The organism is Micromonospora sp. NPDC051296 (assembly GCF_040682255.1).
In the GTDB taxonomy this organism is placed as follows: domain Bacteria; phylum Actinomycetota; class Actinomycetes; order Mycobacteriales; family Micromonosporaceae; genus Micromonospora; species Micromonospora craterilacus.
In genome coordinates this window covers 1-15438 of the sequence record NZ_JBFBAO010000145.1, presented here as the reverse complement: position 1 = coordinate 15438, position 15438 = coordinate 1, and the positions used below count along the sequence as shown (strand labels likewise).

At 74.1% G+C, this 15438-nt stretch carries 13 protein-coding genes; 12 read left to right on the top strand and 1 reads right to left on the bottom strand.

Going from position 1 to position 15438, the window contains the following annotated elements:
• The 6 genes from AB0M52_RS17045 to AB0M52_RS17020 all read left to right on the top strand — a co-directional run.
• Positions 1 to 670 (top strand): hypothetical protein (locus AB0M52_RS17045; protein ID WP_363954209.1); only part of this gene is annotated, 670 nt, incomplete at its 5' end.
• A 1-nt stretch (position 671) separates the two neighbouring features.
• Positions 672 to 2345 carry a lipid II flippase MurJ gene (locus tag AB0M52_RS17040; RefSeq protein ID WP_363954217.1) on the top strand — a complete coding sequence of 558 codons (1674 nt, stop codon included), beginning with the start codon at positions 672 to 674 and terminating at the stop codon, positions 2343 to 2345.
• A gap of 166 nt (positions 2346 to 2511) precedes the next feature.
• Positions 2512 to 3687: a glycosyltransferase family 4 protein gene (locus AB0M52_RS17035; RefSeq protein ID WP_363954207.1), complete on the top strand. Its 1176-nt coding sequence runs from the start codon at positions 2512 to 2514 to the stop codon at positions 3685 to 3687.
• Positions 3687 to 5987, top strand: a complete 2301-nt coding sequence (locus AB0M52_RS17030; protein ID WP_363954205.1) for a hypothetical protein — start codon at positions 3687 to 3689, stop codon at positions 5985 to 5987. Before AB0M52_RS17035 ends, AB0M52_RS17030 begins: the two co-directional genes overlap by 1 nt.
• 138 nt (positions 5988 to 6125) lie before the next feature.
• Positions 6126 to 7871: a CTP synthase gene (locus tag AB0M52_RS17025; protein ID WP_363954203.1), complete on the top strand. Its 1746-nt coding sequence runs from the start codon at positions 6126 to 6128 to the stop codon at positions 7869 to 7871.
• The gene (locus tag AB0M52_RS17020; protein ID WP_363954201.1) at positions 7868 to 8473 is read left to right on the top strand and encodes an NUDIX hydrolase; all 606 of its coding nucleotides are present in this window, start codon (positions 7868 to 7870) and stop codon (positions 8471 to 8473) included. The genes AB0M52_RS17025 and AB0M52_RS17020 overlap by 4 nt, the downstream gene beginning before the upstream one ends.
• A gap of 61 nt (positions 8474 to 8534) precedes the next feature.
• Here AB0M52_RS17020 and AB0M52_RS17015 read toward each other — a convergent pair whose 3' ends face one another.
• Positions 8535 to 8867, bottom strand: a complete 333-nt coding sequence (locus AB0M52_RS17015; protein ID WP_363954215.1) for an NINE protein — start codon at positions 8865 to 8867, stop codon at positions 8535 to 8537.
• Positions 8868 to 9082: 215 nt separating this feature from the next.
• Between AB0M52_RS17015 and ald the strand changes: the two genes are divergently transcribed.
• The 6 genes from ald to AB0M52_RS16985 form a co-directional block, all read left to right on the top strand.
• A complete protein-coding gene (gene ald / locus AB0M52_RS17010; RefSeq protein ID WP_363954199.1) occupies positions 9083 to 10198 on the top strand; it encodes an alanine dehydrogenase in 1116 nt (371 codons plus the stop codon).
• On the top strand, positions 10195 to 11202 hold the full coding sequence (locus AB0M52_RS17005) for a site-specific tyrosine recombinase XerD (RefSeq protein WP_363954213.1): 1008 nt from the start codon (positions 10195 to 10197) through the stop codon (positions 11200 to 11202). The genes ald and AB0M52_RS17005 overlap by 4 nt, the downstream gene beginning before the upstream one ends.
• 226 nt (positions 11203 to 11428) lie before the next feature.
• A complete protein-coding gene (locus AB0M52_RS17000; RefSeq protein ID WP_111219955.1) occupies positions 11429 to 12352 on the top strand; it encodes a ParA family protein in 924 nt (307 codons plus the stop codon).
• A 44-nt stretch (positions 12353 to 12396) separates the two neighbouring features.
• A complete protein-coding gene (locus tag AB0M52_RS16995) occupies positions 12397 to 13617 on the top strand; it encodes a ScpA family protein (protein ID WP_363954197.1) in 1221 nt (406 codons plus the stop codon).
• A gap of 380 nt (positions 13618 to 13997) precedes the next feature.
• Positions 13998 to 14804, top strand: a complete 807-nt coding sequence (scpB, locus tag AB0M52_RS16990; protein WP_363954211.1) for an SMC-Scp complex subunit ScpB — start codon at positions 13998 to 14000, stop codon at positions 14802 to 14804.
• Positions 14791 to 15438, top strand: a 648-nt coding sequence (locus AB0M52_RS16985; protein ID WP_363954195.1) for a pseudouridine synthase, incomplete at its 3' end; no start/stop codon positions are given. The genes scpB and AB0M52_RS16985, both read left to right, overlap by 14 nt.

Here is a 15438-nt window from a genome sequence, read left to right as displayed (position 1 = left end):
GCCGGCCGGGGCGGCGGCACTGGTGGCCGGGCTCGGTGCCGGTGCGGTCGGGCTCTACGACGACGTGGTCGGCGCCCGCCCGGAGCAGAAGGCCGCCAAGGGCTTCACCGGGCACCTGGCCGCGTTGCGGCAGGGGAGGGTCACCGCCGGCCTGGTGAAGATCGTCGGAGTGGGTGCGGCCGGCCTGGGCGCCGCGACGCTGCTCGCCGCCGACCCGCGGGTGGCCGGGCACCGCCACCGACGGCGGCAGGGTGCGCTGGGCCGGGGCGTCGACGTGCTGCTCGGTGCGGGTGTGGTGGCCGGCACGGCCAACCTGCTCAACCTGCTCGACCTGCGTCCCGGGCGGGCGCTGAAGTCGGGCCTGCTGCTCGGCGTGCCGCTGGCCGCCGGCTCGCAGGGTGGGCTGGCCGCCGGCGCGGTCGGCGCCGCCGCCGGGCTGCTCCCGGCCGATCTCGACGAGGACGTGATGCTCGGCGACAGCGGCGCGAACGCCCTGGGTGCCGTGCTCGGCGTGGCGCTGGCCGCCCGCACCGGTCCGCTCGGCCGGGCCGGGCTGCTCGCGGTGCTCGCCGGGCTGACCGCGGCCAGCGAGAAGGTGAGCTTCACGTCTGTCATCGCGAGTACCCCGGGCCTGCGTGAACTCGACGCGCTGGGCCGTCGCGCCGACTGACGTGACCAGACCGGCACCCCTCGCCGGCGCCGGCCGGGTGGCCGGAGCGGCCGCGCTCATCGCCGTACTCACCGTGCTCAGCCGGCTGGCCGGGTTCGGGCGTACCGCCGTGTTCACCTGGGTGGTGCAGGGCAGTGACCTGGGTGCGATGTATGTCATCGCGAACACCCTGCCCAACATCATTTTCGAGATCGTCGCCGGTGGGGCGCTGGCCAGCCTGGTCGTACCGCTGCTCGCCGGGCCGGTCGCGGCCGGTGACCGGCGGGCGGTGACGGCCACCACGGGGGCCCTGCTCACCTGGACGGTGACCCTGCTCGTGCCGCTGGCGGTGCTGCTGGCCGTGGGCGCCGGCCCGGTGGTCTCCCTGATCGGCGAGGGCCGGTCGCCGGAGGAACTGGCGGCGGGCGCCCGGATGCTGCGGGTCTTCGCGCCACAGCTGCCGCTGTACGGCATCGGTATCGTGCTCGCGGGCGTGCTGCAGGCGCACCGCCGCTTCGCCTGGCCGGTGATCGCGCCGCTGCTGTCCAGCGTCACGGTGATCGTGACGTACCTCGTCTTCGCCTCGGTGGCGGGAACGGGGGCGAGCGTGGCGCAGGCGGGCCGCGGCGCGGAGCTGATCCTGTCGGGCGGCACCACCCTCGGTGTGGTGGTGCTGTCGCTGTCGCTGCTGATCCCGTTGCGCCGGCTGCGGTTGACGTTGCGTCCCGGGTACGCGTTCCCGGCCGACGCGCGGGCCCGGGTGGGTGGGCTGGCCGTGGCCGGCGTCGTCACGGTCACCGCCCAGCAGGTGGCGCTGCTGGTGATGCTCAACCGGCTCGCCGGCGGCCCCACCGAGGCGCCCCAGGTGTTCAACCTGGCGTTGACGGTCTACCTGCTGCCCTGGGCGGTGCTGGCGGTACCGCTGGCCACGGCCGCGTACCCCACCCTGGCCGCCGCGGCGACGGGCGGGGACGAGGGGACCTACCGCGACACCCTGTCGGCGACCCTGCGGGGGGTGCTGCTGTTCAGCTTCCTCGGCGCGGCGGTGCTGGTCGGCGCGGCCGGTCCGATCGGACGGTTCTTCCCCCTCAACGCGGGCGCCACCGCCGCCGCCGTCGCCGGCTTCGCTCCCGGGCTGCTCGGGTACGGGCTGTTCGCGGTGCTCTCCCGGGCCCTGTACGCCCGGGGGGCGACCCGGGCGGCCACCGCCGCCATCAGCGCCGGCTGGCTGGCGGTGCTGCTGGCCACGCTGCCGCTGGCGGCCCTGCTTCCGGTGGCCGACCGGGTGCTCGCCGTGGCGCTGGCCAACTCGGTGGGGATGCTGCTGCTCGGCGGGCTGCTGCTGGTCGCCGTGCTGCGCGTGGCCGGCCGGGCGGCGCTCGACGGCGCCGCCCGGGCCGGTGCCGCCGGATTGTTAGCCGGCACGACGGCCGCGCTCGCCGCGTTGGCGCTGCTGTCGTTGTTGAATGCGGGGGACGGCACCCCGACGCGGTGGGTGGCGCTGGTGCAGGGCATGCTGTCCGGAGTCCTGGTCGGCGTCGTGTTCCTCGGCGTGGTGTGGCTGGTCGACCGGCGGGACCTGCAACCGCTGCTGGCCGGGCTGCGTCGGCGCCTGCGCCGCGCCCGGACCCGGCGCGGGCAGGAGGACGGGAACACCCCGGAGCGGGGCGACGGGAAGGAGCCGGTGTCCCGGTGAGCGCGAGGAGTGAGCTTGCGAGCCCCGCAGTCGCGAACGAAAAGGCCGGCCCGGTGAGCGCGAGGAGTGAGCTTGCGAGCCCCGCAGTCGCGAACGAAAAGGCCGGCTCGGTGAGCGCGAGGAGTGAGCTTGCGAGCCCGGCAGTCGCGAACGAAGGACTTGGCCGGTGAGCGCGAGGAGTGAACCGACGGCGACCCCCGACCGGCGGGGCACGGTGGTGCTGTTGCTCGCCTCCAGTACCGGCGGCGTCGGGCAGCACGTGCGTGCGCTGGCCGGTGGACTGGCCGCCGCCGGGGAGTCGGTGCTGGTCTGCGGACCGGCGGCGACCCAGGAACAGTTCGACTTCGTGGCCGTCGGTGCCCGGTTCCAGCCGGTGGAGATCCCGGCCAGCCCCACCCCGGCCGACGCCCGCGCGGTCGCCGCGCTGCGCCGGGTGCTCGCCGGCGAGCAGGTCAGCGTCCTGCACGCTCACGGGCTGCGCGCCGGGCTGGTCGCGGTGCTCGCCCGGCCCGCCGTCCCGCTCGTAGTCACCTGGCACAACGCGGTGCTGGTCGGTGGGCTGCGTGGTGGCCTGTCCCGGCTGGTGGAGCGGATCGTGGCCCGGGGCGCCCGGGTGACCCTCGGTGCGTCCGACGACCTGGTCGAACGCGCCGCAGCGCTGGGCGCGGCGGACGCCCGGCTCGCCCCGGTGGCCGCCCCGACGCTGCCCCCGCCGCGCCGGCGTCGCGCCGCCGTCCGGGCCGAGTTCGCGGTCGCCGCGGACCAGCCGTTGATCCTGTCGGTGGGCCGGTTACACCCGCAGAAGCGCTACGACGTGCTGGTGGACGCCGCCGCCCGGTGGCGGGAGCGCACGCCACCAGCGGCTGTGGTGATCGCCGGCAGCGGCCCGGCCTACCTGCCGCTGGCCGCCCGGATCAGCGCCGCCCGCGCCCCGGTCACCCTGCTCGGGCACCGCACCGACGTGGCCGACCTGCTCGTCGGCGCGGATCTGGCCGTGGTGACCAGCGACTGGGAGGCCCGCCAGCTGTTCGCGCAGGAGGCGCTGCGGGCCGGCGTACCCCTGGTGGCGACCGCGGTGGGTGGCCTGCCGGATCTGGTCGGCGACGCGGCGGTGCTGGTGCCGCCGGGTGACGTCGACGCGGTCGACGCGGCGGTGCGGGGCCTGCTCGACGACGAGGCCGGCCGTGCCGAGCTGGGCCGGCGCGGTGCGGCGCGGGCGGCGACCTGGCCCACCGAGGCGGAGACCCTCGCCCAGTTGGTCGCGCTCTACGCCGAGCTGACCCCCGGGCAGGCAGGGCCGGCCACGCCCGACGCCGACGCGCCGTCGACGGGACGCCGGTGATGCTGCGCCGAATCGCTCCGATCCTGCTCACCCTGGTCGTGGTGGCGCTCGGTATCACCGCGCTGTCGGCCGGGCCGCAGACGCCGCCGCCGCGGCGTAGCGCGGACTACGTGGTCGTGGTCGGGGTGGCCGGGCTGCGCTGGGAGGACGTGGATCCGCAGGGCACGCCCACGTTGTGGCAGCTGGCCCGGGACGGCTCGATCGGGTCGCTGTCGGTGCGTTCCGCGCACCAGCCCACCTGCCCGGTGGACGGCTGGTTGACCCTCGGCGCGGGCAGCTTCGCCGCCTGGACCGGCAGCCGGTCGGACGGGCAGTGCCCGCCGGTGGAGGTGACGGTGGAGCGGCCCGACCGCATCGGCGCGAACCTGCCGGAACAGGAGAGTGTCGTCCTGCACAACCAGGACCGGCTGCCCTGGGGGACGGTGCCTGGCGCGTTGTCGGAGTCGGTGCGCTGCTCGGTGGCGGTCGGCCCCGGAGCGGCGGTGGCCGCCGCCCGGCCGTTCGGCCGGGTCGACCGGTACGAGCCGACCCTGCCGGAGGATCCGGCCGGGCTGCTCGGCTCCTGCGTGCTCAGCATCGTCGATCTCGGCATGGTCGCCGGTGAGGACCCGGCGGTGCGCGCGGCAGCCGCCCGTACGGCCGACGAGCAACTCGCCCGGGTGCTCGCCGGCCGGCCGCCGCAGTCCCTGGTGATCGTCGCGGGGGTCTCCGACACCGAACGGCCGTCCCGGCTGCACGTGGCCATCGCCGACGGTCCCGGCTGGGAGAACGGCTGGCTGACCTCGCCCAGCACCGGCCGCCGGGGCTACCTGCAACTGGTCGACCTCGCCCCGACCGCCCTGGCCGCGCTGGGCCGCCCGATGCCGGACCGGCCGTTCCTCGGCCGGCCCGCGGAGTCGGTCGGCGGCCGGCCGGATGACCTGTCCGCCGCGATCGCCGAGCCCGCCGACGCGGACCGGGAGGCCGCCGCCCAGCGGCAGGTGGCCGGCCGGTTCTTCACGCTGCTGGCCGCCGTGCAGGTGGCGCTCGCGGTGGCGGTGCTGCCGCTGCTGCGCCGGGCCCGCCGGCACGCCGGGCCGTACGGTCCGAAGCCGGTGCCCCGCCGGGTGGTGGCGACCGTGGAGGTGCTGCTTGTCGCCGCCGCGCTCGCGATGCCGGCGGCCCTGCTCGCCGAGGCCGTGCCGTGGTGGCGCAACCATCACCCGGCGGCCACCTTCGCCGGGCTGACCGCCGTGCTGCTGGCCGCCGCGACGCTGCTGGTGCGGCTCGCCCCGGGCTACCGCAGCACCCTCGGCCCGCTCGGCGCGGTGGCCGGGCTGACCGCGCTGGCCATCGGCCTGGACGTGGTCACCGGTGCCCGACTACAGCTCAACGGCGTGATCGGCTACTCGGCGCTGGAGGGGGGCCGGTACGCCGGGCTCGGCACCGTCGGGCTCGGGGTGTTCATCGCCGGTGCCCTGCTGAGCGCGGGCTGGCTCGCCCAGCAGGTGCGCCGTGGGTGGCGGCCGATGGTCATGGTCGTCGTCGGTGGGGCCGCCGTGGTGGTGGTCGGCAGCCCGTACCTGGGTGCCGACTCGATCGGCGCGATCGCGCTGACCGCGGGGGTGAGCGTCGCCGCGGCGATCAGCGCGGGTGGCTGGCTGACCCTGACCCGGCTCGCCTGGGCGGCCATGGCCGGGCTGGCGGTGACGGTCGGTTTCGCGGTGGTGGACCTGGGCCGTCCGCCCGGCGAACGGGGCAGCCTGGGCCGGTTCCTCGCCGCGCTCGGCGACGGCACGGGCGGGCTGACCGTGCGGCGGTCCAGCGCCTCCAACGTCGAGACCCTGGTCAACAGTCCGCTGACCGTCCTGGCCCTGGCCGGTGCCCTGCTGGTGTGGTTCGCCCTGCTCCAGCCCTGGGGCGGGCTGATGCGGCTGTTCGGTATCTACCCGGCGATCCGTGCGGCGATGGCGGGTACCGCTGTGGCCGCCGGGGTGGGCGGCGTGCTGGGCGCTGCGGCGCTGGACGTGGCGGGCGCGGCCGCGGCCCTGGTGGTGCCGGTGGCGGCGTTGTCCGCGTTGCGGGTGCTCGATCATTCCGCGGATCGGACCCGGCCCGGCCCGGTCCGTCCGGCCGATGCCGGCCCGGCCGATGCCGGCCCGGTTGAGGGTGGCCCGGTTGAGGGTGGCGTGACGCCGGACGGGGACGCGGAACACGCAGCGGCCGGCGGGGCGGACGGGAAGCCGGGCGGCGCCGGACCGGGGGCCGGACGCGGTCGCGGCCGGGCCGTGCGTTCATCGGCCGAGGTCGCGACCGGGTGACCCGGCGACACGTACCTCGGGTGCGGCACCGACACGCCGCCGGGGAGGTGTTACCGTGGAATCCCGTGGATCGCGTGATCACTTCGCTGATCGGCTCGGCGGTCTGCACGACCGCGACGGACGACACGGGAGCAGGCGTTGGCCCCTTCAGCACGGACGACCAGGCACATTTTCGTCACCGGAGGCGTCGCCTCCTCGCTGGGTAAGGGGTTGACCGCCTCCAGCCTCGGCAATCTGCTGACCGCGCGGGGACTTCGCGTGGTGATGCAGAAGCTCGACCCGTACCTCAACGTCGACCCGGGAACGATGAACCCGTTCCAGCACGGCGAGGTGTTCGTCACCGAGGACGGCGCCGAGACCGACCTCGACGTCGGCCACTACGAGCGTTTCCTGGACCGGGCGCTGTCCGGCAAGGCGAACGTCACCACCGGCCAGATCTACTCCGACGTGATCGCCAAGGAGCGGCGCGGTGAGTACCTGGGCGACACCGTCCAGGTGATCCCGCACATCACCAACGAGATCAAGTCGCGGATCCTGGCCATGGGCGACCCCGACGACGACGGCCGTACCCCGGACGTGGTGATCACCGAGGTCGGCGGCACGGTCGGCGACATCGAATCGCTGCCGTTCCTGGAGGCGATCCGTCAGGTCCGCCACGACCTGGGCCGGGACAACTGCTTCTACCTGCACGTCTCGCTGGTGCCGTACCTGGCGCCCTCGGGTGAGCTGAAGACCAAGCCGACCCAGCACTCGGTGGCGCAGCTGCGCAGCATCGGCATCCAGCCCGACGCCATCGTCTGCCGGTCCGACCGGGACATCCCGGACAAGCTCAAGCACAAGCTGTCGCTCTACTGCGACGTCGACGCCGAGGCGGTCATCGCCGCGCCGGACGCGCCCAGCATCTACGATATCCCCAAGGTGCTGCACCGGGAGGGCCTCGACGCGTACGTGGTGCGTCGGCTCGGGCTCTCCTTCCGGGACGTGGACTGGGGCGGCTGGGACGACCTGCTGGAGCGGGTGCACCAGCCGCGGCGCACGGTCACCGTCGCCCTCGTCGGCAAGTACGTCGACCTGCCCGACGCGTACCTGTCGGTCAGCGAGGCGATCCGCGCGGCCGGCTTCGGCCACCGGGCCCGGGTGCAGCTGCGCTGGGTGCCCAGCGACGACTGCGTCACCCCGGCGGGTGCGGCGGCGGCCCTGGCCGGCGTCGACGGCATCGTCATCCCCGGCGGGTTCGGCGTGCGCGGCATCGAAGGCAAGATCGGCACCGCCCGGTACGCCCGGGAGAACGGCATCCCGCTGCTCGGGCTCTGCCTCGGCCTGCAGTGCATGACCATCGAGGTGGCCCGGCACCTGGCGGGGCTGGACGGCGCCAACTCGCTGGAGTTCGACGAGGAGGCCGTGCACCCGGTCATCGCCACCATGGCCGACCAGGAGGACATCGTCGCCGGCAAGGGCGACCTGGGCGGCACCATGCGGCTGGGTGCGTACCCGGCAGCGCTCGCCGAGGGCTCGATCGTCGCCGAGGCGTACGGCAGCACCGAGGTCAGCGAGCGGCACCGGCACCGGTACGAGGTGAACAACGCCTACCGGGACCAGCTGACCAAGGCCGGGCTGCGGATCTCCGGCACCTCGCCGGACGGCCGGCTGGTCGAGTTCATCGAGCTGGACCGCGAGCTGCACCCGTTCTTCGTGGCCACCCAGGCGCACCCGGAGCTCAAGAGCCGCCCGACCCGGCCGCACCCGCTGTTCGCCGCCTTCGTCCAGGCCGCGGTGGCGTACTCGCAGGCCGACCAGCTGCCGGTCGACCTGGACGAGGCGGCGACCGCCACCGCGCGGGCCACCCGCAACGGCACCGCCGCGAAGGCGACCTCGGCGTCGTGAGTTCAGTGGAGCACCGGTACGAGGTGCGGTCCCGCGAGGTGCGCTACCACGGCCGGATTTTCGACGTGGTCACCGAGGAGGTGAGCATGCCGGGCGGCGGGACCGCGGTGCGCGACCACGTCCGGCACGTCGGGGCGGTGGCGGTGGTGGCGCTGGACGACGCCGGCCAGGTGGTGCTGATCCGCCAGTACCGCCAGCCGGTCGGGCGGCGCCTGTGGGAGCTGCCGGCCGGGCTGACCGACGTCACCGGCGAGGACCCGGCGGTGACCGCGGTACGGGAGTTGGCCGAGGAGGTCGACCTGACCGCCGGCCGGCTCGACGTGCTGGTCGACCTGCACAGCTCGCCCGGGTTCACCAATGAACTGGTCCGGGTCTTCCTGGCCCGGGATCTCGGCGACGTGCCGCCGTCGCAGCGGCACGACCGCCGCGACGAGGAAGCCGACCTGCAGATCGTCCGGATCGACCTGGACGAGGCGGTCGGTATGGTGCTGGCCGGCGAGATCACCAACGCGTCCTGCGTGGCCGGGCTGCTCGCCGCCGCCCGTGCCCGCGACGCCGGCTGGTCGGTGCTGCGCCGGGCGGACACTCCGCTGCCCGGCTGACCCGGTACGCGACGAAAGGGGCCGTGCGGATCACCGCACGGCCCCTGCTTCGTGTGGATCGTCAGTCGCGCAGCGGACGCCCCTGAGCGTCGGTGCCACCGTTGACCAGGATCAGGATGCCGTCGATGAGGCCCCAGAGGGCGCCCGCGCCGAGGGTGCAGAGGCTGACAACGAGCTGCAGCACTGCGATCTTGGTGTGGCCCGTGTAGAAGCGGCCGGCGCCGAGGCCGCCCAGCAGGATGCCCAGGACGCCCGCGACGACCTTGCTCTTGTCAGAAACGCCCTGGGGATACCCGGGCTGAGTGGGAGGAGTGGTCATGAGGCGACACAATAGTGATCTACCGAGTCGCTGTCCGCACCGGAGTACCCAAGTGGGACGATGATGGCCGAACACTGTCCTGACGGCTGAGGTGGCGTCCACCGGCGACCCCGGGTCCATACCTGACACATCGTCAGCGTCCGCGGCCACCGGGTGTCACAGTGCAGGCTCCGGTGACGGGTGGTCGCGCCTAGACTGCCGCCGGCGGGACCGGTGGACCGTGGCGGCAAAGGGGCTGCCGCGGCACCGCGCAGTCGGGGGATCGGTCCCCGAAGAGAGGTGTCTGCATCGTGAAGGTCGGCATCCCACGCGAGGTCAAGAACCACGAGTACCGCGTGGCGATCACGCCCGCGGGCGTCAACGAGTTCACCCGCGGCGGTCACCAGGTCTTCGTCGAGGCCGGCGCCGGACTCGGGTCGAGCATCACCGACGAGGAGTTCACCGCCGCCGGTGCCAAGATCCTGGACAGCGCCGACGAGGTGTGGGACGCCGCGGAACTGGTGCTCAAGGTCAAGGAACCGGTGGCCGAGGAGTACCACCGGATGCGTGCGGGGCAGGTGCTCTTCACCTACCTGCACCTGGCCGCGTCCCGCGACTGCACCCAGGCGCTGCTCGACCGCAAGGTCACCGGCATCGCCTACGAGACCGTCGAGCTGCCCGACCGGTCGCTGCCGCTGCTCGCCCCGATGTCCGAGGTGGCCGGCCGGCTCGCCCCGCAGGTCGGCGCCTTCTACCTGATGCGTACCGGCGGTGGCCGCGGCGTGCTGCCCGGTGGTGTCTCCGGCGTGTACGCGGCCAAGACCGTCGTCATCGGTGCCGGCGTGTCCGGCATGAACGCCGCCGCGATCGCCCTGGGCCTGCAGTCCGAGGTGCTGCTGCTGGACAAGAACGTGGCCCGGCTGCGGCAGGCCGACGCCATCTACCGCGGCCACCTGCAGACCGTCGCCTCCAACGCGTACGAGATCGAGCGGGCGGTGCTGGACGCGGACCTGGTCATCGGCGCGGTGCTGGTGCCCGGCGCGAAGGCCCCGAAGCTGATCTCCAACGAGCTGGTCTCCCGGATGAAGCCCGGCAGCGTGCTGGTCGACATCGCCATCGACCAGGGTGGCTGCTTCGAGGACTCGCGGCCCACCACGCACGCCGACCCGGTGTACACCGTGCACGACTCGATCTTCTACTGCGTGGCGAACATGCCCGGCGCGGTGCCGAACACCAGCACCTACGCGCTGACCAACGTCACCCTGCCGTACGCGCTGGAGCTGGCCAACCGCGGCTGGCGCGAGGCGTCGCGGCGCGACCCGGCGCTGGCGCTGGGCCTGAACACCCACGACGGCCAGGTCGTCTACGGCCCGGTCGCCGAGGCGCACGGCCTGCCCACCCTGCCGCTTGCCGAGGTGCTCGCCTGAGCGACAAGCAGCTGACCGCCACGGCGGACGGGGCCGGCGCGGGTGCAGAACCCGCGCCGGCCCTGCGCCGTGTCGTGCGCGGCTACCTGGACCACCTCACCGTCGAACGTGGACTGGCCGCGAACACCCTCACGTCGTACCGCCGGGACCTGGAGCGTTACCTCGGCTCGCTGGCCGCCGCCGGGGTGAGTGACCTGGCGGCGGTGTCGGCCGGTGAGATCGAACGCCACCTGGCCGGGCTGCGCGCCGGCGCCGACGGGTATCCGCCGCTGGCGGTTTCCTCGGCGGCCCGCGCCGCCAGCGCCGTGCGGGGCCTGCACCGGTTCGCGCTGCGTGAGGGTCTCGTCGGCGCCGACCCGAGCCGCGACGTGCGCCCACCCACCCCACCGCGCCGGCTGCCCCGCGCGTTGCCGGTCGACGACGTGGTCCGGCTGCTGGAGACCGCCGGCCCGGTGGACGCGGCGGGGGACGGCGCACCGCTGGCGCTGCGCGACCGGGCGTTGCTGGAGTTCCTGTACGGCACCGGGGCACGCATCTCCGAGGCGGTCGGCGCCGCCGTGGACGACCTGGACGTCGAGGAGGGGGTGGCGCTGCTGCGCGGCAAGGGTGGCCGGAGCCGCCTGGTGCCGATCGGCGGGTACGGGCTGCGGGCGCTGGTCGCGTACCTGGTGCGCGCCCGGCCGGGGCTGGTCGCCGCCGGTCGCGGCACCCCGGCGGTGTTCGTCAACTCCCGGGGAGGTCCGCTGACCCGGCAGGGCGCCTGGACCATCCTGCGTCGCGCGGCGGCGCGGGCCGGCCTGACCGTCGACGGGCCGCAGGCCGTCTCGCCGCACACGCTGCGCCACTCGTACGCCACGCATCTGCTCGACGGTGGCGCTGATGTGCGGGTGGTGCAGGAGTTGCTCGGCCACGCCTCGGTCACCACCACCCAGGTCTACACACTGGTCACCGTCGAACGGCTACGCGAGGTGTACGCCACCGCGCACCCACGCGCCCGGGGCTGACCGTCGTCAGATGACACTGTGGGCGCCCCCTGGGTGGCCCGGCGGGCGCGGGCCTGAACGCCGCAGGCCGACACGCCGAGCGGGTGCCGAACGCCCTGCTGGCCGGTGGCGTACAGTCGGCATCGGCGCGGCCCTCGCGGCAAGATGACCGGGGTACGCAGCGGCGCCGCGAAGGACGTCGGGCGGCTCCGACGCCGGGTGGTCGTCGGGAGGGGGCAACGAGGACATGGCTGGCAACGGTGACCGTGCCGAGACCTGGACGTCGGAGCTCCGCGAGCAGCAGAACGCCCTCGGCTCGGACCTGGGGCCGGCCGACCCGGCCGCCTACACGATGCGCAAGCCGATCCCCGAGCCGATGCCCACCGACCGGCACGGCCCGGCCCGGATCATCGCGATGGCCAACCAGAAGGGCGGCGTCGGCAAGACCACCACGACCATCAACCTCGGCGCCGCGCTCGCCGAGTACGGCCGCAAGGTGCTGTTGGTCGACTTCGACCCGCAGGGTGCCCTCTCGGTCGGGCTGGGGGTCAACCCGCACAACCTGGACCTGTCGGTCTACAACCTGCTGATGCAGGACGACGTCACCGCCGAGGACGTGCTGATCAAGACCGACGTCGCCGGGCTGCACCTGCTGCCGGCCAATATCGACCTCTCCGCCGCCGAGATCCAGCTGGTCAACGAGGTCGCCCGCGAGATGGCGCTGGCCCGGGTGCTCAAGAGCGTCCGCAAGGAGTACGACTACGTCCTGATCGACTGCCAGCCGTCGCTCGGCCTGCTGGCGATCAACGCGCTGACCGTCGCGCACGGCGTGCTCATCCCGCTGGAGTGCGAGTTTTTCAGCCTGCGTGGCGTGGCCCTGCTGCTGGACACCATCGACAAGGTGCGCGAGCGGCTCAACTTCGACCTGGAACTCGAGGGCATCCTCGCCACCATGTACGACAGCCGCACCACCCACTGCCGGCAGGTGCTCCAGCGGGTGGTGGAGGCGTTCGGCGACAAGGTGTACCAGACGGTGATCACCAAGACGGTGAAGTTCCCCGAGTCCACCGTCGCCGGCGCCCCGATCACCACGCTCGACCCGGCCTCCTCCGGCGCCCGCAACTACCGGCAGTTGGCCCGCGAGGTGATCGCCGCGCAGGCGGAGCGGTAGGCCGGTAACGCCAGGTGTCCAGGCCGTGGACTACGGTCGTCGGCGTGAACGCGCCGCCCCTCGACCCGGCCGCCGCCGCGGAACAGCCCGCGGCGGCTGACTCCAGCGCTGCCGGCGTACCAATGTCGGCGGCCGGCGCGGACCCGGTGGTGGGCACGGAGCCCGGCGTCGGCGCGGCGCCAGACGACGCGGTGGGGCCGGACACCGGTGTGCTGCCGGGCGAGGTGGGACCTGACAGCAGCGGTGCGGGGCCGGCGGACAGTGGCGGGTTCACCGTGCGGCTGGCCAACTTCACCGGGCCGTTCGACCTGCTGCTGCAACTGATCGGCAAGCACAAGCTCGACGTCACCGAAGTCGCCCTGCACCAGGTCACCGACGAGTTCATCGCCTACATCCGGGCCATGGGCGACGACTGGGACCTGGACGAGGCCAGCGAGTTCCTGCTGATCGCCGCCACCCTGCTCGACCTGAAGGCGGCCCGGCTACTGCCCGCCGCCGAGGTGGAGAACGAGGAGGACCTCGCTCTGCTGGAGGCCCGGGACCTTCTCTTCGCCCGGCTGCTGCAGTACAAGGCGTACAAGGAGGCGGCGGCACACATCGCCGCGCTGGAGGAGGTCGGCGGACGCCGCTATCCCCGCGCCGTCACCCTGGAACCCCGCTTCGCCGAGGCGCTGCCGGATCTGGTGCTCGGCATCGGCCCGCAGCGGCTGCTCAAGCTGGCCGTCAAGGCGATGACCCCGAAGCCGATACCCGAGGTGTCCATCGCCCACGTGCACATGGTCCGGGTCAGCGTCCGGGAACACGCCGGCATCATCGCCGAGCGGCTGCGCCGGGCCGGCACCGCCACCTTCTCGTTGCTCTGCGCCGACTGCGAGGCCACCCTGGAGGTGGTCGCCCGGTTCCTCGCCCTGCTGGAGCTGTACCGGCAGGGCGTGGTGGCCTTCGTCCAGGAGCAGGCCCTGGAGGAGTTGACCGTACGCTGGACCGGTCCCGCCGACGGCGGCGCGACTCTGAGCATCGACGAGTACGCCGGCACCCCGGCCGAGCCGACGGACACGGCCGGGGGCTCCACGGATGTGGCGGCCGTGGGTGTGTCGGATGCCGCGGCGGCGGGTACGGCCCCGGCGGCCGAGAGCCCGGCGGGTGCGGCGGCCGTGGCTACAGCGGATGCCGCGGCGGCGAGTGCGGCCCCGGCGGCCGAGAGCCCGGCGGGTGCGGCGGCCGGCGAGGACGGGACGGGAACGACGGAGGAGCGAGGCGGATGAGCAGCGAGGAGCGCCGGGATTCGTTGGCCGACCAGGCCGCCGCCTGGATCCCACCCTGGCAGCGCCCCACCCCGCCCCGCGAAACCACCTCCGACGACGTCCCCAGCCAACGCGAACCCGAGGAGTCGACGGATCCTGGCGCGGAACTGCCCCGCCAGGGGCGCCCCCGCACCAGCATCTCCGAGGCTGCGGAAGCCAGCGTTCCCGGCGAGGAGCCGGACGAGCAGCCTGCGGCTGCGCAGGCACCGCATGCCGACGTCGCTGGGGGCGCCGACGTCACGGCGGGCGAAGCGGCTGAGATCACACCGGTTCAGCAGGGTGGCGAGGCCGCCGAGCGGACCGGCGGCGCCGACGAGCAGGTCGAACCGGAGCGTGTCCAGGTGGCCGACGGCGCCGTTTCGCCGGCCGTCGGCGTGGTCGGGCCGGCGAGCGTTCCGCCGGCCAGCGACGCTGCCGAGCCGGCGAGCGTCCCGCAGGCCGAGGGCACCGTTGAGCCGGCACCGGGCCAGCCAGGTGTGGGCGGACAGACCGAGGTGCCCGGCGAGCGGGCCGAGGCGGCGGGGGAGAGCGCCGGTGGGGGCCCAGCGCGGAAGCGGTCGGCGGGGCGGACGCGGGCGGTGCCCGAGCCGCCGCCGGTGCTCGACGACGCCGAGCTGCGCGGCGCGCTGGAGGCGATCCTGCTGGTGGTGGACGAGCCGGTCAGCGAACTGACCCTGGCCCAGGTGCTCGAGCAGCCCGCCGAGCGGGTCGGCCCGATGCTGGACGAGATCGCCGCCGGCTACACCGCCGCCGGTCACGGGTTCGAGCTGCGCCGGGCGGCCGGGGGCTGGCGCCTGTACACCCGGCCGGAATACGCCAGCTACGTCGAACGGTTCGTGTTGGACGGGCAGTCGGTCCGGCTGACCCAGGCCGCGCTGGAGACTCTGGCCGTGGTGGCGTACAAGCAGCCGGTGACCCGGTCGCGGATCTCCGCCATCCGCGGTGTCAACTGCGATGGGGTGATCCGTACCCTGGTCTCCCGCGGCCTGGTCGAGGAGTGCGGCACCGAGTCGGACAGCGGCGCGTACCTGTACAAGACGACCATCATGTTCCTGGAGAAGCTCGGCCTGAACAGCCTCGACGACCTGCCGCCGCTGGCCCCGTTCCTCCCCGACGACGTAGAAGAGCTTGCCGATGCCACGCGATAACCGCACCCCGTCCCCCGACGCCCCCGTCTACACCGGCACCGAGCGCCTGCAGAAGGTCCTCGCCGCCGCCGGCGTAGGCTCCCGGCGCGCCTGCGAAGACCTGATCTTCCGCCGGCGGGTGACGGTCAACGGGCGGGTGGCGCAGCTCGGCGACAAGGTCGACCCGACCACCGCGGTCATCCACGTCGACGGCGAGCGGCTGCAGGCCGACAACCGGCTGGTGTACCTGGCGATGAACAAGCCGCGCGGCGTCGTCTCCACCATGGCCGACGAGAAGGGGCGCACCGCGCTGGCCGACTTCCTCGGCAACCGGGTCGAGCAGCGGGTCTACCACGTCGGGCGGCTCGACGCGGACAGCGAGGGCCTGCTGCTGCTCACCAATGACGGCACCCTGGCGCACCGGCTGATGCATCCCTCCTACGGGGTGCCGAAGACGTACCTGTGCGAGGTGTCAGGGCCGATCCCCCGCAACCTCGGCAAGCGGCTTGCGGCCGGGGTCGAGCTGGAGGACGGCCCGGTGACGGTCGACTCGTTCCGGGTGGTGGACAGTCTGGGGCGTACCGCCCAGGTCGAGCTGACCCTGCACGAAGGGCGCAAACACATCGTACGGCGGCTGCTCGCCGAGGTCGGCCAC